General features: G+C 32.4%; 22 protein-coding genes and 1 pseudogene. 4 read left to right on the forward strand and 19 right to left on the reverse strand.

The annotated features are described in order from the left end of the window. Window positions 1-392 precede the first annotated feature (392 nt). Both CO726_RS19935 and CO726_RS19945 read right to left on the reverse strand, forming a co-directional pair. Entirely contained in the window at window positions 393-1,706 is a 1,314-nt protein-coding gene (locus CO726_RS19935) for a D-alanyl-D-alanine carboxypeptidase family protein (RefSeq protein ID WP_099685431.1), read from the reverse strand. 464 nt (window positions 1,707-2,170) lie between these two features. Further along, a complete protein-coding gene (locus tag CO726_RS19945) occupies window positions 2,171-2,830 on the reverse strand; it encodes a CatB-related O-acetyltransferase (RefSeq protein ID WP_099685433.1) in 660 nt (219 codons plus the stop codon). 454 nt (window positions 2,831-3,284) lie between these two features. Between CO726_RS19945 and CO726_RS19950 the strand changes: the two genes are divergently transcribed. Next, window positions 3,285-3,755: a DUF5065 family protein gene (locus CO726_RS19950; RefSeq protein ID WP_099685434.1), complete on the forward strand. Its 471-nt coding sequence runs from the start codon at window positions 3,285-3,287 to the stop codon at window positions 3,753-3,755. A gap of 594 nt (window positions 3,756-4,349) precedes the next feature. Here the strand turns inward: CO726_RS19950 and pepD are convergent. The 6 genes from pepD to CO726_RS19985 all read right to left on the reverse strand — a co-directional run bounded on the left by pepD (window position 4,350) and on the right by CO726_RS19985 (window position 8,765). Next, entirely contained in the window at window positions 4,350-5,819 is a 1,470-nt protein-coding gene (gene pepD, locus CO726_RS19955) for a beta-Ala-His dipeptidase (protein WP_099685435.1), read from the reverse strand. A gap of 142 nt (window positions 5,820-5,961) precedes the next feature. Then, window positions 5,962-6,138, reverse strand: a complete 177-nt coding sequence (spoIISB, locus tag CO726_RS31860; RefSeq protein ID WP_099685436.1) for a stage II sporulation protein SB — start codon at window positions 6,136-6,138, stop codon at window positions 5,962-5,964. A gap of 72 nt (window positions 6,139-6,210) precedes the next feature. Next, window positions 6,211-6,339: a D-alanyl-D-alanine carboxypeptidase gene (locus CO726_RS19965; RefSeq protein ID WP_136699769.1), complete on the reverse strand. Its 129-nt coding sequence runs from the start codon at window positions 6,337-6,339 to the stop codon at window positions 6,211-6,213. Window positions 6,340-6,446: 107 nt separating this feature from the next. Then, complete coding sequence (locus CO726_RS19970; RefSeq protein ID WP_099685438.1) at window positions 6,447-7,184, reverse strand: type II toxin-antitoxin system SpoIISA family toxin; 738 nt, start codon at window positions 7,182-7,184, stop codon at window positions 6,447-6,449. A 188-nt stretch (window positions 7,185-7,372) separates the two neighbouring features. Continuing rightward, window positions 7,373-8,110 (reverse strand): 2,3-diphosphoglycerate-dependent phosphoglycerate mutase, encoded by a 738-nt coding sequence (gene gpmA, locus CO726_RS19980; protein WP_099685439.1) that lies wholly within the window; start codon window positions 8,108-8,110, stop codon window positions 7,373-7,375. A gap of 172 nt (window positions 8,111-8,282) precedes the next feature. Then, window positions 8,283-8,765 carry a MarR family winged helix-turn-helix transcriptional regulator gene (locus tag CO726_RS19985; protein WP_099685440.1) on the reverse strand — a complete coding sequence of 161 codons (483 nt, stop codon included), beginning with the start codon at window positions 8,763-8,765 and terminating at the stop codon, window positions 8,283-8,285. Between the two features lie 106 nt (window positions 8,766-8,871). Between CO726_RS19985 and CO726_RS19990 the strand changes: the two genes are divergently transcribed. Beyond that, window positions 8,872-10,557, forward strand: a complete 1,686-nt coding sequence (locus CO726_RS19990) for an alpha-keto acid decarboxylase family protein (protein WP_099685441.1) — start codon at window positions 8,872-8,874, stop codon at window positions 10,555-10,557. Window positions 10,558-10,604: 47 nt separating this feature from the next. Here the strand turns inward: CO726_RS19990 and CO726_RS19995 are convergent, their stop codons facing one another. From CO726_RS19995 to CO726_RS20030, 8 genes are all read right to left on the reverse strand, one after another. Continuing rightward, on the reverse strand, window positions 10,605-11,012 hold the full coding sequence (locus CO726_RS19995) for a VOC family protein (protein ID WP_099685442.1): 408 nt from the start codon (window positions 11,010-11,012) through the stop codon (window positions 10,605-10,607). A 118-nt stretch (window positions 11,013-11,130) separates the two neighbouring features. Next, entirely contained in the window at window positions 11,131-11,784 is a 654-nt protein-coding gene (locus CO726_RS20000; protein ID WP_099685466.1) for a class I SAM-dependent methyltransferase, read from the reverse strand. Window positions 11,785-11,917: 133 nt separating this feature from the next. Beyond that, the gene (locus CO726_RS20005) at window positions 11,918-12,679 is read right to left on the reverse strand and encodes an ABC transporter ATP-binding protein (protein ID WP_136699771.1); all 762 of its coding nucleotides are present in this window, start codon (window positions 12,677-12,679) and stop codon (window positions 11,918-11,920) included. Between the two features lie 11 nt (window positions 12,680-12,690). Continuing rightward, window positions 12,691-15,030 (reverse strand): ABC transporter permease, encoded by a 2,340-nt coding sequence (locus CO726_RS20010; RefSeq protein WP_099685444.1) that lies wholly within the window; start codon window positions 15,028-15,030, stop codon window positions 12,691-12,693. 6 nt (window positions 15,031-15,036) lie between these two features. After that, window positions 15,037-16,284 (reverse strand): MFS transporter, encoded by a 1,248-nt coding sequence (locus tag CO726_RS20015; protein ID WP_099685445.1) that lies wholly within the window; start codon window positions 16,282-16,284, stop codon window positions 15,037-15,039. A gap of 61 nt (window positions 16,285-16,345) precedes the next feature. Next, complete coding sequence (locus tag CO726_RS20020) at window positions 16,346-16,981, reverse strand: TetR/AcrR family transcriptional regulator (protein ID WP_099685446.1); 636 nt, start codon at window positions 16,979-16,981, stop codon at window positions 16,346-16,348. Window positions 16,982-17,229: 248 nt separating this feature from the next. Then, complete coding sequence (locus CO726_RS20025; RefSeq protein WP_099685447.1) at window positions 17,230-18,570, reverse strand: DEAD/DEAH box helicase; 1,341 nt, start codon at window positions 18,568-18,570, stop codon at window positions 17,230-17,232. A gap of 73 nt (window positions 18,571-18,643) precedes the next feature. Continuing rightward, complete coding sequence (locus CO726_RS20030; RefSeq protein WP_099685448.1) at window positions 18,644-18,913, reverse strand: hypothetical protein; 270 nt, start codon at window positions 18,911-18,913, stop codon at window positions 18,644-18,646. 29 nt (window positions 18,914-18,942) lie between these two features. Here CO726_RS20030 and CO726_RS20035 point away from each other — a divergent pair, with 29 nt between their 5' ends. Further along, window positions 18,943-19,785 carry a hypothetical protein gene (locus CO726_RS20035; protein WP_099685449.1) on the forward strand — a complete coding sequence of 281 codons (843 nt, stop codon included), beginning with the start codon at window positions 18,943-18,945 and terminating at the stop codon, window positions 19,783-19,785. On the opposite strand, the gene CO726_RS20040 is transcribed toward CO726_RS20035, so the two are convergent. Continuing rightward, entirely contained in the window at window positions 19,780-20,466 is a 687-nt protein-coding gene (locus tag CO726_RS20040) for an MBL fold metallo-hydrolase (protein ID WP_099685450.1), read from the reverse strand. The genes CO726_RS20035 and CO726_RS20040 overlap by 6 nt on opposite strands. 244 nt (window positions 20,467-20,710) lie before the next feature. On the opposite strand from CO726_RS20040, the gene CO726_RS20045 reads away from it, so the two are divergent. After that, complete coding sequence (locus CO726_RS20045; RefSeq protein WP_099685451.1) at window positions 20,711-21,040, forward strand: YkvA family protein; 330 nt, start codon at window positions 20,711-20,713, stop codon at window positions 21,038-21,040. Between the two features lie 66 nt (window positions 21,041-21,106). Here the strand turns inward: CO726_RS20045 and CO726_RS20050 are convergent. Together CO726_RS20050 and CO726_RS20055 are read right to left on the reverse strand one after the other, a co-directional pair. Continuing rightward, window positions 21,107-21,574, reverse strand: a pseudogene (locus CO726_RS20050) (pyridoxal-phosphate dependent enzyme); the annotation flags it as partial. Between the two features lie 85 nt (window positions 21,575-21,659). Then, entirely contained in the window at window positions 21,660-23,243 is a 1,584-nt protein-coding gene (locus tag CO726_RS20055) for an aminotransferase class V-fold PLP-dependent enzyme (protein ID WP_099685452.1), read from the reverse strand. Window positions 23,244-23,279: the final 36 nt, after the last annotated feature.

The following is a 23,279-nucleotide window of genomic DNA, read 5'->3' on the forward strand; positions in this document are numbered from 1 at the left end:
TTTAAAACAAAATATTTAATACAAAGAAAAGATTTTATTAAATTTTTATAAAACTTAATAACAGAAATACGTACCATTTTTTTGTCGCATGATGGAATAATGAATGGTTTTTCATCATGTAACTTTATTAAACTAACCTTTTACCAGAATTCCTTGAATCAAAAAATTCATAATAAACGCCATCCTTTCTGTATATTTCTACAAAAAGAATAGCGTTTTTTGATTATATAGATACAAATTTAATTTAGCTTGATAGCACTACCACTACAAATAGTTCTGAAGAACCACATTTGAGAATTAATGCAATCTACCGTTCCTAGCTATCTACATAAAAATCCATAATACTTTAAAACTCTGTATTTCAGATTAATTTTTAGTTTTATCCTACAAAGTTAGCTTTTTACTATATCAACCGCACTATCCCATATACCGCTAAAGAAAGATCCAATTTGGCGCATAAAACGTGTAAACCAATTTGCTTGTTCTACTTCAGTTTTTGTTACAAGGTCTATTTGTAATGATTTACCTGATACGAACCCAGGATCTGTATTATCTTTAGGCGAGATAATCATTTTACTAATTGTTACACCTTTTTTAATAGGTGCTTCCTGTTCTTCATTCAATACTTTAAATTCTTTTTTATAAACATCTTTATTGCTCTTTGGTATTGGAAGTGAAATAGCTTGCTTCGTTTGAACAACTACATCTTTGTCTTTCGCATTTGCAACTCGAAAAGTTTCATGCCCTTTTACTACTGAATCTTTTCCGTAGATATTCTTCACTTCAAAATTCGCAAATCCATAATCATATAATTTCTTCGTTTCATCAAAACGTGCTGTATGGGAGTTTGCTTTTATCACTACAGATATTAGACGCATACCGTTTCTTTCTACTGTACCAGTGAAACAATCACCGGCTTCTGGGGTAGTTCCTGTTTTCAACCCATCTACACCCTCGTATTGCTTAATTAACCCTTTTAACATCATGTTAAAATTCACCATATCAATTGGATACTTGCCACCATTTTGAAATGTTTTTTTTGAGATTTTTGCTGTATCTAATATTTTCGGAAAATCTTGAATGAGGCGTTGTGCTAAAATCGCACAATCCCTTGCGGACATTTTATTTTTCTCGTCTGGAGTTGTCTCTTCTGGGTGATATCCTTTTAAATCATAATTTGTTAAACCTGTAGAGTTTACAAATTTATAATTTTTCATTCCAAACTCTTTTGACTTATCATTCATCATTTTTACGAAATCGGCTTCTTTTCCAGCAATTTCTTCAACTAAAGCAATTGTTGCACCGTTTGCAGAGTAAATTGCCATTGCCTCATATAACTCTTTTACTGTATAAGAGCCACCATTTTCTAATGGAACGTTTGATAATGAGCGATCTTGTGAGATCTTATGTGCATATTCAGAGATTTTAACTTTTTGATCCCATTTAAGTTTTCCTTTATCCACCGCTTCATGAACTAAGTATTCACTCATCATTTTTGTCATACTAGCAATTGCTAGTGATTCATCTGCATTTTTTTGATATAAAATTTTTCCGGAATTTGCTTCTACTAAAATTGCTGATCCTGCTTCTACGTCTAAAACAGGGACTGTTTCCGCTGATGCGCTCCCAGATGTAACAACTATGCTACAAAATAGCGTAAGCACTGTTACTATTACAATGAATTTTTTGTAAAACATACCTTTCAATTCTCTTACCTCCAATATCTTTGTACTCAAAAAAACGTTATTCTAGCATAATCCCTATAAAAATAGATAGTTTTATCAAATTCTATATACATATAAGAAGTTAGGATCGCTTTCATATAGACCATCTCACACTTTTAGGCGCACTGATACTTTGTATTCCTACACACATCCCTATTTTTAATACCCTTGTATTTTTCAAAATGATCCGTACTTTCATATTTTTTAGGATTACAATGAATAGACAATCTAAATAATGCGTTTGTTCCACATTTACAAAAAATAAAACCAGTGTATCCCGATTAAATATCGAGACACACTGGTTTTATTAGCTATCAAGGGTTTTAATTATTTAATTCAGCTATTTACTATACTCATACCAGAGATGAATTTTCCTTAGTCTAGACTATTAATTTTTTATAATAAAAAAACTACATCCTATATAGAATGTAGTTTCCCTCACAGATCTATCTATTTTTTACTTCCTTGTTATAAAAATCATATAATAATTCAATAGATGAACTAGATAAAAGCGGCATTGCCTTCTCGACTAATTCTCTATCCCAATCAAACCAACGCATTTCCATTAGCATTTTCATTTCTGTATCAGTGAATCGTTTCTTTATTTCCTTAGCAGGATTTCCACCAACTATTGTATACGGCGGAACATCTTTACTTACGACAGATCCCGCTGCAACGATTGCACCTTCACCGATTGTAACGCCAGGCATAATAATAGCATTCATTCCAATCCAAGCATCATTTTTAATGACTGTATCGCCCTTCGGTTCATATGAATGTTCAATTTGCTCAGCGAATGGATATACTGTAATCCATTCTGAGTGATGATTATGATTACCACCCATTAATATAATTACTCCACTGGCAATACAAACATAATTCCCAATAATGAGTTTATCAAGGTGCCATCCCATCTGTTCAATTGGATTGAAAAGTGCCAGGGACTTAGCATCCCCCCACAAATACCTTACACAGCCATCTTCAAAATTTTGATGACCATAATACCCTGAATAATAAGAGTACTCTCCTACTTCAATGAGTGGATTTGTTACTATATCTTTTATATACTTTGTTTCTGACCAATGATTAAATAATGGATGTTTCATAACTTTATTCCTCGCTTCTAAGTATTATAGATTTTTGCAATTTACTTAGAAGCTTACTACGACTGCTACATTTTTTAGCTTTCTCAAACGACGAATCATTGTCTTCAAGCCTTTCTTTTATTATAACGGAATCATAACGCGATAAATTATATTAGTCAAATTGTAAAATTATGTACTAAAACATATGGTGTGAATTGAAATTTCAGTATTAAAATAATCGAGTTTTCAAATAATAAATCCTAATTACATATGATAAAGATTTTTTAGTTTAACACCTAACTTCTTTCTAATATTACCCTTAACTCCCTAGATATAATTTTATTATTCATTGATTTGTCTGATAAATCAATAAATGTTAATATAATTATAGAAGATATTATCATCCTTTAGATTTCACAGCTAGTTTTTCACAAAAACGATTTCTAAATTCTTTATTAATTAGGAGGTCTAGAAGATGAAATTTTTAAGGCAATCAACAATTATTGGTGCATTGACTGTTGGAGGATTTTTATTTTCGAATACAATTGGTACACTCCCACCTGTGTCTGCTGAATCGCAACCTACACAAAAAGAATCACACTTTTCAGATGATTGGCAATGGCAAAGCTATTTTTTATTACATCATAATGCAGATTTTATAGAAGAGTTAGCAGTTGGTGACTTAAAGCATGGAGATACATTCGATGTTACTATATATACTGGTGGTAAGGATACTGGTATTGTAAAAATATATCAATTGAGCGGAAATGAAAATGATGAAATAAACTTGCATAGATATAAAACCATATATGACTCGGGTTTAAAACATAATTATGGTAGATTTGTAACGCCTATTACTAAAGCTTATAATCCAGGAACATATGTAGCTGTTATGAAACTTGGAGAAAATTATTATTATGGGGGCAGCTTTAAAATCTTAAAATAATTTACATTTATCTCACCATTAACTAAATATTGGATACTATTTTTCTTAAACAAAAACCATTTTCAAAACTCCTCTACCTTATATAAGATAGAGGAGCTTTTTAATTGTTTACCCTTTTTAAGGTTAGAAAAATCCTTACTTTCTTTATAAATTATCATTTTTATTCAATAGCTGTTTCCACTTCTTTAAGTTCTACAATTTAATATGCAATATTGCATATTCCACATGTTCGATTTAAAAACATGTAATAATTAGTTTATGTAAATATCTTACATAAATATTGAAGGGCGAATGCTACATGTCTTTCTTTTCTTGGTCTCCTCTTATTTTCTTAGTAGTGTTGCAATCATCATTTCTATTAAAAATCTTAAGAAACAATAATTTATGATTTGGAGGTGTAATAATGTCATTTGCAGCATGGAGTGCAATTTTTATGGTTTTAATCGGAGCATTATCTGGAGCAATCTTTGGTACAATCTCCTCTAGAAATAAAACTTTAAATTAAATACTGACGTAAAAATGAATTTCTAATAAAACTCTATACAAAAAAAGTAGCCTACAAATTTTTATAGGCTACTTTTCATTTCATCATTATTACTTAGCTAATTCTTTCGTACCCTTCATTACATCAATGAAGAATCCCCAGTTATTCACTACAGAAGAGATACTGATATGTTCATCCGGAGTGTGAACGTTGAAAATGTCTGGTCCGAATGAAATTGCATCTAATTCAGGCATTTTTTGAACGAATGCACTACATTCAATCCCTGCATGCACAGCGAAAATTTCAATATCTTTATTGTATTTTTCTTGATGAACCTTTTCAAATAAATTACGAATTTGTGAATTTGGGTTGTATGGCCATTCTGGATACTCTGACTCAATTTCAAATGTAGCACCAACTAATTCGGCAATATATTTGATTTCTTCTGCAACATGTTGTTTTAAACTACTTACAGAACTTCGTACTTCGTTACGTAATTTAATTTCATCTTGCAACGTTTCAATAACGCCTAAATTTGTTGAGCTTTCTACTAGACCTTTAATATCCATGCTCATACTTTGAATGCCGTTCGGGATTAAGAATAATGATGAAATAAGTTGCTTTTGTGTCTCTTTTGCAAATACTTTTTCAACTGTTTCATCTAATTTTGTAATTGTAACATGAACATCTGGATCAACAGCACGCATTTCTTCCTGTAATACTCTTGTCCATGACTCAAGCTTTTCTTCTACCTTCTCTATATCTTCTTGACGTAATAAAATTGTAGCTACACTTTCACGTGGAATTGCATTCGTTTTTAATCCGCCATGAACTTCACTTATATCAAATTGAATATTTGTTGATAAACCACGTAATACTCGTCCTAATACTTTGTTCGCATTCCCGCGTTGTTTATCAATTTCCATGCCAGAATGTCCGCCTTTTAGACCACCAACATATAGACGGTATGCATCCGTATTCGCTGGCGCTTCATCCCAAATTACTGGAATTTTTTCAACAGCTTTTGCACCACCTGCGCTACTTACAAGTAATTTATGATCTTCTTCAGAATCAATATTAATAAAAATCTTTCCTTCAAAATGATTTGAATCAACAGCGAAAGCTCCGCCCATTGTCGTTTCTTCTTCAGTAGTAATAACTACTTCAAGTGCTGGATGCGGAATGTCTTTTGAATCTAATAAAGCTAATGCATATGCAACTGCAATACCATTATCTGCACCTAAAGTCGTTTGATTTGCATATAACATGTCCCCAATAATTCGTAATTCAATTGGATCTTTTTCAAAATCATGTACGGTTGCTTGATTTTTTTCACATACCATATCCATATGACCTTGAATGATTATAGCTGGTACATTTTCATAACCAGCAGTTGCTTCTTTTTTTATAATGACATTTAACGCTTCATCTTGAATCACTTCTAAGTTACGCTCTTTTGCAAAGCCAACTAAATAATCACTAATTTCCTTTTCATTACCCGATCCTCTAGGAATCTTTGAAATCTCTGCAAAATAATAAAATACAGGGTGCTTTGTTAATTGTTCTAAAGTAGAATACATTTTTAAGCTCCTCTCAAAATAACAAAATAATATGTAAGTCTTTTATCATTATACCATGATTCATTATTTCCACTTTCTATTTCATACTTTAATATCTGCTCGTTAAACATTTAATTGCATAAAAAAAGAGAAAGAAAATGCACTATGCATTTTCTTTCTCTTTTTTTGCTCTCATATATTTTGAAGTACCATTATTCATTAATTTCTCTAACCGATTTATATTTTCCGTTAATGCACCTTTCACAAGAGAGAAATCTGTATTGGGTTCTTCTTTTTTTTCTTTAAAAAACGAAGACTTTTGTACATTTACTCCAGCCATCTCTTCTCCCCCTTTTCAAAAAGATACAATCTTCTATTTATATTATATAGCAAATGCAGAAAGAGTGTACGCTTATGATTTTCTTTTTAATTCTTCTTCTAACTCTTCTACTTGCTGCATCGTATCCCCTTTAATTAACGAGAAATCCGTTGTATCTTCATTATCTTCTTTAAAAAAATCATTGTCATAATTTTTCATCACTACAATCACCTCTACGTGCTAGTGTAGGAATGATTGTCCGATTTTATTCAACTTTGTCGGATTTATTCCGAATTTATGTATAAAAGAGTAGGACAGAAAGTTCTGTCCTACTTACTAAAATAACTATGATGTATAGTTAAATTATATACATTTTCAAAATCTCGATCTTGCAGGTTATTTTTCTTCCCATCAATAACAATGAAAACATCACTCACTATTTTTGCTGGTATAATTCCGACATTTTCTACTTGTACTGCTTTCTGCTCATTCAATTGCTCAATGTACTCTAACGGAATCATAGTACTAAATTGAGAACGGATACCGCGAAAGTTTGTATTTAATTCCTTTGCCGCTTCAAATACAACAATTTTTGCTCCAATCTTTTCCCCATACGAATCTAAAAATGCGTTTAAGCTTTTTGTATATTTTTCCTCCGTATGCCATTCCATCGTACCGAACACTGCTGGATTGACATTTTGAATTATTGTTGTGTATATTTCTCCCCTTGCTTTAGAAGCAATTAATGACCGTTTTATCGATTGAACCGTCTTGCCGATATCGCTAAATTTCGCTCCCCATATTTCTGAAATATTAGGTGTTAAAATAAATGCAATATCAACGAAAATAACCATTGCAGTGAACATTAAAAGATTTTTCCAGAGGGTTAAATCAATTCCTTTTAGCATGAAATACACGGTGACTGATATTATAAACAACCCATACCATGTCTTTCTAATACGTTGCTTTTTCTCCTCATACAACTCTTCATTTCTCCAATAAAAGAAAACAAGAATTACAAAAACGATTGCTAAAATAAATAAGCCAATTCGAATGTTAGAGATCATCAATCACATCACCCTCCATTCAAAAACTACTCACGATATCATTACATGCACAAGCAGCTCTCTTTATGACAAAAGACGTGGACAAGCTTCTAAATTTAGCTACATCGCATATACATTAGAAGGTGCCACGTCTTTTATCCTGAATCTACATTGTATATGTAGACAAGCATGCGTTTCAAATTTTCATGTTAAAAAGTAATATGTTTCGGAATTTCCCCTTCAGGTACTTCTCCATCCATACTTAAGTAATAATGGCGAATGGGACGTAAATTTTCGTCTAATTCATAAACGAGCGGAATACTCGTTGGAATATTTAATGAAACAACACCATCACTTGAAAGATTGTCTAAATATTTTACTAACGAGCGAATTGTGTTACCATGTGATGAAATGATTACTTTGTTACCATTCTTTAAATTCGGCGCAATTTCTGAATGCCAATAATCAAGTACTCTTTTCTCCGTATCCACTAAACATTCTGTCAATGGAAACTCACCTTTTTTCAGTGCTTTATATCTTGGGTCATTCACTTCATATCTAGGATCATCCTCAGTAAGAGCAGGTGGTCTTACATCAATACTTCTTCTCCAAATATGAACTTGCTCCTCACCATATTTTTGGGCAGTTTCATCTTTATTTAACCCTTGCAATGCACCATAATGTCTTTCATTTAGCTTCCAAGATTTATGTACTGGCACCCAGGCAAGATCCATCTCATGAAGTACAATCCATAACGTCCGAATTGCTCGTTTTAATACAGATGTATAAGCTACATCAAAAGTATATCCATTTTTCTTTAATATCGCTCCCGCTTCTCTCGCTTCACTTAATCCATTCTCTGATAAATCTACATCAGTCCATCCAGTAAAGCGATTTTCAAGATTCCATAAACTTTGTCCGTGACGAATAAGTACAAGTTTTATCATTATAATATAATTCCCCTCTCGGAAATGTGAATTTTATTGTTCCATTGCGTACACGTATAAAGTATCTAGTAATGTATCTTTTTATCCATTCACTCTATGATAGCTCCATAGTTGCCAAATGTATGGATAAAATTTGTTCTTTTTCAAACTATAAAAACAGATATATTTCTTTTTATTTTTGATCGATTGCAACTTCCCGTTTCGATATCCAAGCATCAAAACCTGATCGGCTATTTGCCATTTCATTCATAACTTGATGCCAATTTTCTTCACACGATTCACCAAATTTTGAAAAAATGGTACCCATTTGTTTTCTTTGTACATCGCTCAGTTTTTTCTCTAAATCGGCACCTTTTTCTGTTAAAGATAACTGTTTCACACGGCGATCATGTGTAGCTTCATTACTCTCAATTAAGCCCTTTTCCACAAGTTGTCGTAATGGTCCGTGAAGAGCTTGTTTACTTATTTCTAGCAGTGATAATAACTCATTTACACTTATCCCTGGAAAACGTGCGATAAAAAATAAAATTCGGTGATGTACTCGTTGAATGCCATATTCTTTTATAATTTCATCTGGCTTTTCAGTAAATGTTTTATATGCAAAGTAAAATAATGCTAATGCTTCATTCATCTGTTCTTCTTTATGCTGTGTCATCTACTTTCCCCCTGTATGTAAATTATACCACATTCTAGTAATGAATATTTTAATCCATACTCTAGAGCTGCTTTCGTTTATTACAAGAAAGCAAAATAATGAGGAGATGATTCACTTGAAAACGCAATATACTGTAAGTACATATTTATTAGACCGACTAAGCGAATTAGGAATTGAGCATATTTTTGGTGTCCCTGGTGATTATAATTTGGCTTTTTTAGATGACGTAGTAGCACATGAAAAGTTAGAGTGGGTTGGCAATTGTAATGAGTTAAATGCGGCATATGCTGCTGATGGATATGCTCGTATAAAAGGAATCGCCGCTCTTATTACCACTTTCGGTGTTGGAGAATTAAGCGCCATTAACGGTGTTGCTGGCTCATACGCAGAAAACGTACCTGTTGTAAAAATCACGGGGACACCACCAACAACAGTAATGGAGAATGGAGCACTCGTTCATCATACGTTAGGTGATGGAAAGTTCGATCATTTTTCCAATATGTATAGAGAAATCACGGTGGCACAATCAAAATTAACACCTGAGCATGCCGCTGAAGAAATTGACCGTGTGTTACGTGCATGTTGGAGTGAAAAACGCCCTGTTCATATTCAATTACCAATTGATGTGTATAATAAACCCATTAACAAACCTACGGAACCAATTTTACATAAACCAGTTTTAAGTAATAAAGATGCGCTGGATAAAATGCTTCTACATGCAACTTCAAAAATAAACAGTGCCAAAAAACCTGTTATTTTAGCTGATTTTGAAGTGGCACGTTTTCATGCGGAAGAATATTTGCATCAATTCGTAGAAAAAACTGGGTTTCCTATCGCAACATTAAGTATGGGGAAAGGAATATTCCCTGAAAAACACCCTCAATTTATAGGAATTTATACTGGTGATGTTAGTTCTTCATACTTACGAAAAAGAATTGATGAATCTGACTGTCTTATTAGTATTGGCGTGAAATTAACTGATACTATTACTGGTGGCTTCACACAAGGCTTTACGAAAGAGCAAGTAATAGAAATCCATCCCTATACTGTGAAAATTATAGATAAAAAATATGGACCTGTTGTAATGAAAGATGTTTTACAACATTTAAGCGACTTAATTGAGCATCGTAATGAGGAAACTCTTAAAATTAAGCCGTTTATTTCAGAATCAGTTTCTATTACAGAAAAGTTTAATCAAAAAATGCAAATGGTTACGCAAAAACGTTTTTGGCAGCAAATGTACCATTTCTTACAAGAAAACGACGTCTTAATCGTAGAGCAAGGAACACCTTTCTTTGGTAGTGCCGTTATCCCATTACCTAATAACACTACATATGTAGCGCAACCATTATGGGGATCAATCGGTTATACATTACCTGCTCTACTTGGTACACAGCTTACTGATTTATCACGCCGCAACATATTAATTATTGGTGATGGTTCTTTCCAATTAACTGTTCAAGAGTTATCGACTATACTACATCAAAATTTAAAACCAATTATATTTTTAATTAATAACAACGGATATACTGTGAAACGTGCCATTCACGGTCAAAACGAACCGTATAATGACATACAACTGTGGGATTACACAAAACTAGCGAACGTATTCGGAACAGAAGAAAAAAGCCAAACATTTAAAGTAGAAAACGAAACAGAGTTAGAAGAAGTCTTAACTAAAATAAGTATTGATAAGAATCAACTTACCTTTGTTGAAGTTGTAATGAGCCAAGGAGATCAGCCTGAATTGTTAGCTAAACTTGGGAAGAGATTCAGCCAACAAAATTCTTAAAAAGAAAAGCGTAACTATAAATAGGTTACGCTTTTCTTTTTTAATTTTTATTCAGCCAGAGTTAACTGCCAAGACACACCATACTTATCATTTAACCAACCAAATCTTTTACTAAACGGATAGGCACCTAAAGGCATCAGGATTGCTCCATCCTGCGCTAGTTTATGAAAGACAGTTTCAATTTCTTCTTCCGTATCACAAGTTACATAAAGAGACATAGCTGGCGTAAATGTAAAATTATGATTTACATAACTATCGATACACATAAACTCTTGGCCATTTAGCGTAAAAGTTGCATGAATTACAGAACCCTCTTTACCAGGTCCATTTTCATCGTAGCGAGAGATACTTACAATTTCTGATTGATCAAATAGCGACGTGTAAAAGTTCATCGCTTCCTCAGCTTTGCCTTCAAACATTAAAAACGTGGTCATTTTTTGATTTGTGTTACTCATATAGAGACAGCCCCTTGTTATGTATTTATGCAAAATATACATCGTTAACATAACCGAACTTACATTCTTATAAATGTATTGTCTATAAAAACGATGAGTTTGTCAATTATCTACTTTCTTATTTCTTCTTAAATAATGCTGTCCAAAGAAATGATTCTCCAAACATAGTATTTGGTTGTTCAATTTGCTTCATTTTTCTAATTTCAATCACTTCAAACTCTTTAAATATCTCTCTTAATTTTTCTTCAGAGTATGCTAGACCACCTTGCAGACTCCATCCTCTATATACGTCCCCATCTGTTATTTCTGAGCCATTTCGTTCATCTAAATCGCCTACTGCAAAACATGTTAATCCAAAATAACCTCCCGATTTTAATGATTTATCAATTAACTCTATATAATTCATTCTTCTATGTGGTGGAATGTGATGAAGACAACCTGAATCATACGCAAAATCATATTCATTTTGACCCTCTAAATTAAAAATCGAATCACATATTCCTTTTGCTAACGCTCTCTCTTTCGCCCAATTAATGCCCTCTATAGATACATCTACTGCTGTAACATCAAATCCTTCATTCGCTAGATAAATTGCATTTCTACCCGGACCACATCCAAGTTCTAGTACTTTTCCTTTTGAAACCCGTTTTTTTTGTATATACGAAACTAGGTTCTCATCTGGAACGTTTTCAAAAAACGGAACATCTTTTTTTCTATTCATATAAAATTCATTCCAAAATGGTTCTGCCGGTCTTAATAATGAATCAAGCATTTTAATAATATCTTCTTGAGTGTGCAATTTTTCATTTGTATCCCTCCAAAACTTAATAGTCAGAAAATTATTATATATCTTTTTGAACTTTCAAATAAAGAAAAAACTCCTATATTCAATAGGAGTTTTTTCTTTAAAATCCAAGTATAGCTAACCATTTTAACAACTTCTCTTCTCGCGCTTTTAGATCATCGTTCCTAAGCTTACCTAACTGTATTTCACTAACAATTTCTCCGTCCACCATAAAAAGAACTCTTTCTGTTTTCGCTGCTACCTTTACATCATGAGTCACTAACATAACTGTAGTCCCATCACGGTTAATATTTAATAATATTTGCATTACTTCTTCTGTTGATTTTAAATTTAGAGCACCAGTTGGCTCATCTGCAAAAATAATATTCGGATTATTGATGAGTGCTCTACATATAGAGACCCTTTGTAATTGCCCTCCAGATGCTTCAGTTATATAACGAGACGCTATATCACTTATCCCCATTTTCCCCATTAGCTCCAGAGCACGTTTATTTACTATTTTCTTACTCTCACATTTCGCTAAATATGCTGACAAAATGATATTATCAAATAGATTCAAGTTTCTAAGAAGGTTGCTCTGCTGAAAAATAAATCCTATTTCAGTAAGGCGCAATTTGGCTAACGCTTCTTCTTTCATACATGATATTTCTTTCCTATCAACTTTCACACTTCCCGATGACATTTGATCCATTCCACTAATAGTATACAGTAACGTCGATTTCCCAGAACCCGAAGGCCCCATGACCGATACAAACTCTCCCTCATAAATCTCTAAATCTATATTTTTTAGCACATGATAAGTTGCATTTCCATCTATTGAATATTTTTTGTTTAATTGTTTAACTTCTAAAATTTTGTTCAAGTTACACACCCCTACTCTCCATTTGGCTTTACATCGTTTGTTTGTTTCATAGTAAAACTACTGAAAAGTGTTGTTGCTGTCACAGATATAAATAATATAGCTGGACATATTACATAAGAAACGATAGGATTCACGACAAACTTTATATGAGCTGCTCCCATAAATGAGCCCAACCAACTTACTAACATCTCACCAAACGTAGCAGCTATAAATGTCCCTGTCACAATGCCTAATAATACAATGACAATAGAACGTGTTATATACTGTATACGAATATCTTTGCTAGAAAAACCAATACTTTTCATTATTAATATTTGGGAGGAGTCTTTTGCGAATAACATTTTAAAAAACATTGCAGTAATTAAAACTGATATCAATATTGAAATCAAAATTGCCACTTGAGTAACGAGTCTTAATTGTTTAATCGTCTCTCCTAAAGTTTGCGTTAAATAATCATCCGTATCTGTTATTTTTGCAGAATGAAAATTGTGTTTATATTCCTTCACTTTTTCTTGTAGATTCACAGTAGGCTTCAAATCTACATTTACTACATACCATAATATATTTTCATTATTATAAGAAAAACTCGCTTTAGCTGTTTTCCCGCCATTCGTTACATCTTGATACATACCACTAATAGTTAGTGCTTTTTCTTTCCCATCTACAAATAAAACGATTTTATCCCCTACATTCTTTTTTAATTCATTTGCGTTCATATAAGAAAGAGCAATTTCATTTTCATTTTTTGGTGCCATACCTTGAATATAATCTAATGGAAATTTAGTGAAGTCTCCCATTTCTACATTTAAGTTTTCATGTGTACCATCAGCGTTTACCATTTTAAATGTGCTCGTAACAAACGCTGCATATTTTTCTACTTCCTGATCGTTTTGTACATACGATATAACATCCTTAAATCGTTGCTCTATATTTTCTGATTGCTGTAAATCTATCCGTATATCACTTTTTCCTGTCCCCATATAATTGACAAACTGCGGTGACTGCATCGTGTACAAAAAGTTAACTGGTACTACAATCATGAATACCGCTATTACTAAAACAATGATTAATACTCGATATAACTTAAATCGTTTCACAATATCTTGTATACCAATGAATATATTTACATTTTTAATTTTAGTTTGATTGAGTAAAAATAATTTTCTAATCTTTCTTTTTCCTAGTTTATCTCTTGACTGTAAAGCGTCTATTGCCGTAATTCTCTTGAAATTCCGTAAAATGATTCGGCAGAAAAGGATAACAGCTAGAAATAACAAAGTTGTGACTATTAATGGAACAAAATAGTGTAATATACTTTTACCTGCTGCCCCCATATAAAGAGCGATATTTGAGGTGAATATTTTTGTAACAAATAGTGAGAGAATATATCCACATATACATCCGCCAGCTGAAATAACAACATATTTTGTTACATACAGTTTTTGAATATCTTTACTTGTAATGCCGATAGCTTTCATAACACTAATTTCCCGATAGTCTTCTTCTATCGAAGTAATGATCGTAAATCTAATACATAGCATTGCAATTAGCATTAATAATGTACTTATTATCATAAGCACTCCCGCTATTATTCCATCAGTTAATGAATTAAGTGTTTTAAAAAGAGTATAAGTAATAGAGGGACCTTTTTGAGGTAAGTTCGATGACTGATATAAATTTTCAAATTCATTTATCTTATTTACATCTGTTAGCTGAAATTCAATAAGATATTCTCTTTCTCCAAAATTTCGTTTTAATCTTTCAAAGTCTTCATCGCTTATAACAAATCGCTTTGAACTAACAATTGATGGGTTCATTTGAACATCACGAACAAATGCCGAAATAGTAAATTCTAATTCATTATTATTTTTAACAACCCATATTTTATCTCCAATACGCAAATTATATTTTTGCATATAATAAATTGGTACACCTATTTCCCCTTTCCTAACATCAATCACTTCATTATTTAAATCTAATAAAAAGTCAAACTTACTATTTTGTTTAACGAAGCTTATGTCCATTACACTATTATGTTCCGCTTGATTTTTCTTCTTTATAAAAATGTTAGATCCACCTATTTGAAGCATTTCAGCCGTTTGCTGTTTTTTTACAAAAGGTGTTCTCGCAACAAATGAATCAATTGACTTTTGATTTATTTCTCCGGCATGCATTTGTACGAAGTGCGGTGCGCTTGATACTTTAAACAATTGATCCATCGAGTTCAATAAATTTATAACATTACTTGAAGCACTAGCCATTAAAAGACTTGATAGCATGATAAACATAAATAAAATAGAAATTATCATTTTATTTTGAGAGAAATCTCGTTTTAACATTCTCCTAATCATATTAAGCTAGTTCCCCTCATTCCATAATATTTTCTTCGTCACTATCGATATTATTATCATTATGAAACTAATAGCTAATATAGGTAAATATATTTTCATACTGAATCCTTCAAACATAAAACCATAAACGATTTGCCCAATTGGAGCCATACATTGAGATACCGCTGTTATAATTGCCATTACTTTTCCTAGATTTTCATTTGGTGTTTTCTTTTGGACTACAGTAATCACATAGATGGATACAATCGTCATAATCATTGCAATTAGAATAGAAGAAAGTATAAAGAGGATAAATGGTGGGTAGTGTCCTAAATTAAGAATAAATGGTGTGACTGATAGCGCCACTGGTATTACTAATAGAGCTATAATAAGCATCCAATAATATAATGTTTTCATCTGTAACTTTTTAGCAAAGAAACCGATTGACAATGCACCTAATATGGTTGCAAAATCAATTAACCCCATCCCAATTCCATACATCGTATCGTTACTCTGCATAGTTACTCGTAAAATAATAGGTCCTCCAACAACAAATAACGGTGTCAAAATTAAGTTTAGTAAAGCTGCAAGTAACATAGCCTTCAAAATAAATGGCTGTTTTAAAACATATATAAATCCTTCTTTCATATCCTTTACAATTGTCGGTATTATATGGCTTTCTTGTGCTCTTTTTATAAAAGGGATTTTAATAAACATTTCTAAAATCGCAGATAAAAAGAAAGCAAGACAACTTATTATTACGAGCATTTTCAAACCAATTATGCCGTACAATATTCCTCCTAATACAGGAGCAACTATATTAGATAGTGCTTGCACACCATTTACGATACCGTTCGCTTGTTCTAACTTTTTCTCTGGGACTAATTGTGGAATACTTGCCATGACAACTGGTGAGTACATTGCACCAATGACTGCTAGTAAAAACATAATTGTTCCAATCAATAAAATAGATACAGATCCAGTAAATAACAAAACTATAAAGCTTATTACAATCGCAGCATTTATAAAATCAAAAATAACCATTAAATTACGACGATTGAAACGATCTGCTATAGCTCCGCCAAGAGGAGCTAGCAAAAACGGGATACTTGTTACCGCATATAGTCCTGCGAATATATCAGCACGCCCTGTTATATCTAGTACATATAATGACAAAGCAAAACGTAAAAGTGTTGAACCTAAAATAGTAATAATTTGCCCACTCACAATTAAATAAAAATCTTTCATCGAAGGTTTTATACTAATAGACATCATGATCACAACCTTCCTTTAATTTAGACCGACTGTCGGTCTATAATAAACAAACAGAAAAATATTATTTCTGTTTCATTAAAACCTCCATCATATAATCAAAGGATCCTTCTTTCGCTCCAACAGATACTTCCATCATTTTAATATACGCTTTCGCTCTCCTCATCATTTCTTCCGGTTTCCATTGGAATAACCCATCATCAAAAATGACTTGCGCTGAGGATAGTAATAGTTCAATCGTTTCTTGTGGGTATGAAGTTGAAAATATCCCCTCTTCAATTCCTTGTTCTAAAACTTCTGTTAATACAGGAGATAAATGAATAATGGATTGTACTAAACTTTTTTGATGCATTTCTGCATTATTTGGTTGATGAAATTGCTCAATCATTTTATCTTTTACATCCCCTGATTTTGGCGATTGCTCCATCAATACCCGCAATAACTTTTCTAACACTGGGATATTGGGATTAGAGACGATTACTTTTGCTTTAGCAACATCTTCTTTAATAATCCTCATAATAATTTCATCCATTACTTCCTCTTTCGACTTAAAATAGTGGTAAAACGTCCCCTTTGCTATCCCTATCTCTTTTAAAATGTCATTTACTGTTGTTTTCGTATAACCTTTCGTAATAAATAAACGTTCAGCAGTTTCTAAAATTTCCTTTCGTCGCTCCTCATACTCCTTTACAATGCGCATTCACGTTCTCCTTCCCACCAGACCGACTGCCGGTCTATTTTAATTATATGTTTAGTTAGTAAAAAGTTTCCTGTTATTGTACATATACAACACACTACTTTTTATTTCCTTTATAATTTTTTTATTTTTTAATACGATGAATGAAATTTTAAGAATTCTCCTTTTCATCACCTTTGCACTTATATACCTCGTTGTATAGAAAATAAAAAGAGCCGCAACGATCTGCGACTCTTCTCAAAAATAACTATTTAACGGCCACGTCTTTGCTGACCTTGTTTTGCACTACTTTTTTTATTACTTGGCTTATTAAATGATCGATTGTTATCATTTCTTGAATTGTTTCTTGGGCCACCTTTTGAACCGCTTCTTGAACCTTCACGGCTATCTCTTTCACGTTTCGGACCTGATTTCTTCGGAGCCGGCTTTGGTACTGGTTTTCCATTTTCATCTACACGTTTTATCTTCGGTTGTTCGATTATTTCTCTTTGTATTGGTGCACCAAGCGTTTTTTCAATTTCTTCTAAATGTTTTTCATCTTTCGCTGCAACGAACGTAATTGCAAGACCTGATCCACCTGCACGTCCTGTTCGGCCAATGCGGTGAATATAACTTTCTACATCTTCAGGGATATCAAAGTTAAATACGTGCGTTACACCATCTACATCAAGTCCACGAGCTGCTACATCAGTCGCAATTAAGTACTGAATTTTAGCTTCGCGGAAACTCTTCATAACTCTTTCACGTTTCGCTTGAGGTATATCACCATGAAGTTCAGCACAATTATAACCTAGTCCTTTTAGATTATCATACAACTTACTTGCTCTAACCTTTGTACGACAGAAAATAACAGCTAAAAATGGCTGATCACGATCCATAACAAAACGAAGTGCATCTGGCTTTGCACGATCTGTCGTCTCAATGACACGCTGCTCAATTGTATTTACCGTTACTTCTTCACTTTGTATTTGAATCATTTTCGGCTCATCCATATAACGTTTCGCCAATTTTTTAATATCTTTTGGCATCGTTGCTGAGAATAACATCGTTTGTTTACTACCAGGTGTCTCATCTAAAATATCTTCAATATCATATAAGAAACCGAAATAAAGCATTTGATCCGCTTCATCTAGTACAATCGTTGAAAGATTACTTAAATCAATTGTTTCACGTCGTATATGATCTAATAATCGTCCTGGTGTCGCAACAACAATATGTGTATTGCCTTTTAATTTCCTCAATTGCTGTGCTACATCTTGTCCGCCGTAAATCGCTAGTACATTAATATCTTCTCTTTGAACAAGCATTTTTTTTATTTCAGTCGTAATTTGCAGCGCTAGTTCCCTTGTTGGTGCGACAATTAAAGCCTGAACATCACTACACTCTGGATCAATTTTTTCTAAAATCGGTAACACGAATGCTAATGTTTTACCCGTACCTGTTTTTGCCTGCCCAATAATATCTTTACCTGACAGTATCACAGGAATTGCCTTCTCCTGAATCGGAGTTGCTTCTGTAATTCCATTTTCACGTAATGTATGATTAAAAGTTTCACTAATTCCTAATTCTAAAAAGTTTTTCAAATAGACCACTTCTTTTCCTTATTTTTCACATTAGCTTTCATTGTACCATTTGTTTCGCCAAATATGAAAAATAAAAAAATTCTTATCTTCTTTTTTTATATTCATCGTGTACTAGGCAGACAAATTCTTTTTGCTTTTTCTCGGAATTTATTAATGCTTCCATGTTAGTAGTAGACAAAATGAACTTTTTAATTTTTCTATTACTCCAAATTAATCTTGTATACTTTGTATCTTCGTGTAGCCTTCGAAACCACTCAAATTCGCTTAATTTTGCGATATGGTGTTTCAATTTCATGTCATTTCGAGGATAAAACATAATTATATCCATTATTAGATCAAATAATAAACTCATCTTCTCCCCTCCTATACATATATATTTCAATGTTAAGGAAACATAGTTACAAGGTGATAAAATTGACCAATACATTCATAAAGATATTTTGTATATTTTTCTTACTATATTTTCAATCGACCTCAATTATTATGGCGAAATCTCAAACAGATATAATAAGTGAATTCAAACATGCTTTACTCAAAAATGATAAAAAATTAATGAGGTCATATGTAACAGAAGGGGTTGAAATACCTACTTTCCAAACAAATAAACAAATTCATGAAGTTAAAATAGTACCATCTCCAAAAGAAGATACTACAATTCTTATTTCTTATTTCAAAGACACTGATGATGGATTTACTCTCGGTCACATTTTAGAAATAGTAACAAAAAATAATAAAATATCTCAAATTAATCAAATTTATGATGGAACGAATCCTCTTATGAAAGAAGCTACTATTGTAAAAGAATATGAAATAAAGTGTAAGGAACATATACTTACTCCTACAAAATTCCCGTTCGAAATTCACGAATTTCAAGGGTACATCTATAACGATTACTTAAACCTCCAATACTACAATGAAGATATTAATGGGATTTTTAAAATCACTATTTCACCAGTTCAAAACAAATTAGGCTTCTATGTACTTAGGGGAGCTAAGTTCTACACCTTAAAAAATAATATAAAGGCATTATATAATCCTCATTTTGATTCAGCATATGAATTTATCTTTCAGCAGAATGGTTTTCAATATACAATTGCAATTGGTAACAAACGCTATATAAAAGGAAAATATAACATAAAGGATTTAATTCAAATTGCAGAATCTATGAATTTAAAAAAACGATCTTTTCGATATGGGAAAGATCGTTTTTTTATTATTTTATAAAGTAAGCTTTCCTCCATGATAACAATAATAGCTTGCTGCTTTAAGGTTTTTAATTCTCTTTAAAGACTCTTCCGCTTTTTCTATATCTAAGCAAAAATTCGGATTAGCTATTTCTAATTCACAATTATCTTGAACGGCCGCATCCCCTGTAATTACACAGTTTAAATTTGGAAAATATAATGAAATATGCCCCGAAGTATGTCCTGGGGTCGCTACTATTTGACATTCATCATTCAAAATCATTTGACCATCATATACTTTTTCATCGACGGAAATATGTCTTATATTTTTTAATTGCTGTATAAACCACTCACCAAATTCTTTCTCTTCAATTGGCATATGTTCTAACATTTCTTTAGCTTGAACTAATCTCTCTGATTTTATATCACCATTAATGTAGTGGGATTCAATTTCACTAGCAATAATATTAACATGAGGATATTTCACTTTGAAATCATATAAAGATCCTATATGATCGTCATCATAATGAGTAATAATTATATTTTTTAAGTTTTTCATCTCATATCCATGTTTTAAAATTGCGTCTTCAATTAAAGTTAAAAAATTGATATAACCCGTATCTACTAAAGTTAATTCATTGTTTATTATAATTAAGCTCGGATAAATATATTGTTTTGCCCCGTTAATTTCAAATTCAATTGGTAGTTCTATTATCTTCATTTTTCTTCCCCCATACCCATTATTTAATGATTAATAATTAATAAATCATCCACATACATTTTACTGTACATACTTATGTAACAAAACACTGTGAGTCGTTACATAACCAACATTCTATTATTTTGAACAGGTAATTCCCTATTTTTATGGAATATACAATAAGAAAAATAATAAAATTGATTATTTCCCTACTTCTTTGTCTATCCTTTTAAAAAATCTATGTTTTTGTAAAAGGAGTGTTTATATGGAGAAACAGACACTTTGGAAAAAATTCAAAAAAAGCTCAACAAACCTTGGGAAATCTAGCGTATATGAAAGTATTATTTTATACTACACAATGAGAAAAAAAGGGTTACCTACTAAAGCGAAATTCATAATATTAGCCGCTTTATCTTATTACGTATTAACAATCGATTTCATTCCAGACATAGCTGCTATTATTGGGATCGGCTTATTAGATGATGTTTTAGCAATCGCTATAGCGCATAAATTTGTAATGCGCCATGCAGATGCTGAAATTCGAGAAAAGAGTAAAATAAAAATGGAATCATTATTTACTCCCGCACAAACATAATGAAAAAGGAGCTAATATAATTTCACTTAGCTCCTCTTTCATTACACAATGTTTAAATGTACTATTTCATTTCACTTCATTCGCCACAAAAAATTGCTCACAAACACTCGAAATGCGCTGTAAGTCTACGTTTCCACCAGATATAACTGCTACTACTTTTTTCTCTTTAATATATGTATCCACTTTCCCTGCAAGTAGAGCAGCAGTAGCTAATGCACCTGCACCTTCTACAACAGCTTTCCCACGCTGTAATAAGTCTTTCATCGCTACTTCCAGCTCTTTTTCTGATACTGTTACAATATCATCTACTAATTCTTTTACAATTTCAAATGTTAGTTCCCCTGGTATTTTAACTGCGCAACCATCTGCAATAGTAGGTGCCTCATAATGTTCTACAATTGTACCCTTGTCATAAGATGCCTTCATCCCATGAACATTGTCTGCTTGTACACCAATTATATTGATCGATGGATTAAAAGATTTTAATGCAACAGCAATACCAGAAATAATTCCGCCTCCGCCAATAGGTACAATCTAACACCTCTTCCAATGTTCTATTCCTAAGTTTTCGTAAGTCGCAGCTCCTTTATACGAAACCATCTATGTTAAGAAAAAGTCTTTATATATGAACCCCACTCTGTAATACGCACATTTGCAAACAATTTAACATCCTCTTCATATCACGTTCTTTGTAATGATTTAAGCATGCAATTTGGATCCAGTTATTCTTTTGTAAATACGCTGATTCATAATGGACGATATACCCTTGTAACGCTAACGTATCGCCTACTGTTTTAGAAGACTGATCTTCATCTAATTGAATGGTAAGTATAATTGGCGCGGCATTTTCTTTAGGTGTAACAAGATTTAAACCTATAGTAGTAATAGCTTGTTCAATATATGCATAGGTCTCTTTTATTTTTTCAAATGCCATTTCATCTTCAAAACTATTTAATGCTTCTTGCAGTGCATAAATTAAATTCCATGAATGAGAATATGGAATACTTTCATTTTCTTCGTACATGCCAATGTCCATATAGGCTGGTAATGTCTCGTTTACTTTCACATTGTGATTATGGAAAACGAAAGATACTCCAGTAAACGATTTAATTGCCTTTCCACTAACACCGCTTGCAAAATATACATCCTTTAAATCTATCGGTATTGCTCCAATCGAACTAATACAATCTACACATAGTTTCATTTGATGCTTGTTACTTAGAGCATTTAGTTCGTCTAAATCATTTAACATTCCAGTTGATGTTTCATGATGAACAAACCAAAACCATTCATACTTTCCAGTTTCCATTGTTTTTTCTAATTCTGTATAAATAAACGGTTTTCCCATTTCTGTTTCATACGTATCAAAACATAACTGTGCGCGTTTTGCCTGCCCAACTAATCTATTACCAAATTCCCCATTTGTTAATACTAAACCTTTCCCTTTTAAAGAACGTAACTGTAAAGCAATGGCATCATTTGCTAACGTCCCTGTTCCTAACATTATTTGCACACGTTTCGCTTTTGTCATTTGAAGTAATCGTTTCTTTACATTATCCATCGTCACTTGAAACGACTTAGAACGATGCGAAATAGGCTTAGTAGAAAATGCCTTTCGAACATTCTCTTCAATATCTACTGGACCAGGTAAAAACGTATATTCTTTCGTCATAATCCGCCCGACACTCGACGCTTCAAACATAGCAGGGGTAACATACATAGGCTGGAAGTCTGCTTCTTCTGTACCAACTAACCTATGGAAAGGTTTAAATCCCATTTGCTCATATAAAGGTAGTTCACGTGTTGTCGCAGAAATGAGAGCCAATTCATATCCATTTAGAAGCAAATAACGATGTAAAAAGCGAATTAAACCTAACAATGCTCTTCCATTTCGATATTCACGTTCTACTGAAAGTAAACGAATTTCATATACATTTTCTCCATGTTCTTGCAAATAAAAATCTAGATTTGAAATTTTATAATCTAACGAGAATGGTCGTTTTCCTCGCAACGCAACCATACCTACTAACTTATCGTCATCTAAACAAATTAAATATGTATTCTCTTTATGAAAACGATCAATACGAGCACGTTCTTTCGTTTCTTCATGTTGCGGAATTTCTTCTACAAATGTTTTATAATTCAATTTATGTATACTTTCAAATTCCCAATCTTGATCAGCAACCTTATAAATTAACCCCATGTTCTATCTCCTTTATGCATTTAATAAAAATTATAA

This window comes from Bacillus fungorum (genome assembly GCF_002746455.1).
Lineage (GTDB): Bacteria > Bacillota > Bacilli > Bacillales > Bacillaceae_G > Bacillus_A > Bacillus_A fungorum.

What these genes read in the sequence shown, in the direction of transcription:
- CO726_RS20020 (WP_099685446.1), bottom strand. Translation starts at nt 16,981, where the DNA reads ATGCGCATTGTAAAGGAGTATGAGGAGCGACGAAAGGAAATTTTAGAA.
- CO726_RS19950 (WP_099685434.1), top strand. Translation starts at nt 3,285, where the DNA reads ATGAAATTTTTAAGGCAATCAACAATTATTGGTGCATTGACTGTTGGA.
- CO726_RS20010 (WP_099685444.1), bottom strand. Translation starts at nt 15,030, where the DNA reads ATGATTAGGAGAATGTTAAAACGAGATTTCTCTCAAAATAAAATGATA.
- CO726_RS19985 (WP_099685440.1), bottom strand. Translation starts at nt 8,765, where the DNA reads ATGACACAGCATAAAGAAGAACAGATGAATGAAGCATTAGCATTATTT.
- CO726_RS19945 (WP_099685433.1), bottom strand. Translation starts at nt 2,830, where the DNA reads ATGAAACATCCATTATTTAATCATTGGTCAGAAACAAAGTATATAAAA.
- CO726_RS20055 (WP_099685452.1), bottom strand. Translation starts at nt 23,243, where the DNA reads ATGGGGTTAATTTATAAGGTTGCTGATCAAGATTGGGAATTTGAAAGT.
- gpmA (WP_099685439.1), bottom strand. Translation starts at nt 8,110, where the DNA reads ATGATAAAACTTGTACTTATTCGTCACGGACAAAGTTTATGGAATCTT.
- spoIISB (WP_099685436.1), bottom strand. Translation starts at nt 6,138, where the DNA reads ATGGCTGGAGTAAATGTACAAAAGTCTTCGTTTTTTAAAGAAAAAAAA.
- CO726_RS20035 (WP_099685449.1), top strand. Translation starts at nt 18,943, where the DNA reads ATGTTAAGGAAACATAGTTACAAGGTGATAAAATTGACCAATACATTC.
- CO726_RS20030 (WP_099685448.1), bottom strand. Translation starts at nt 18,913, where the DNA reads ATGAGTTTATTATTTGATCTAATAATGGATATAATTATGTTTTATCCT.
- CO726_RS20015 (WP_099685445.1), bottom strand. Translation starts at nt 16,284, where the DNA reads ATGATGTCTATTAGTATAAAACCTTCGATGAAAGATTTTTATTTAATT.
- CO726_RS20045 (WP_099685451.1), top strand. Translation starts at nt 20,711, where the DNA reads ATGGAGAAACAGACACTTTGGAAAAAATTCAAAAAAAGCTCAACAAAC.
- CO726_RS20040 (WP_099685450.1), bottom strand. Translation starts at nt 20,466, where the DNA reads ATGAAGATAATAGAACTACCAATTGAATTTGAAATTAACGGGGCAAAA.
- CO726_RS19990 (WP_099685441.1), top strand. Translation starts at nt 8,872, where the DNA reads ATGATTCACTTGAAAACGCAATATACTGTAAGTACATATTTATTAGAC.
- CO726_RS20000 (WP_099685466.1), bottom strand. Translation starts at nt 11,784, where the DNA reads ATGCTTGATTCATTATTAAGACCGGCAGAACCATTTTGGAATGAATTT.
- pepD (WP_099685435.1), bottom strand. Translation starts at nt 5,819, where the DNA reads ATGTATTCTACTTTAGAACAATTAACAAAGCACCCTGTATTTTATTAT.
- CO726_RS19970 (WP_099685438.1), bottom strand. Translation starts at nt 7,184, where the DNA reads ATGATCTCTAACATTCGAATTGGCTTATTTATTTTAGCAATCGTTTTT.
- CO726_RS19995 (WP_099685442.1), bottom strand. Translation starts at nt 11,012, where the DNA reads ATGAGTAACACAAATCAAAAAATGACCACGTTTTTAATGTTTGAAGGC.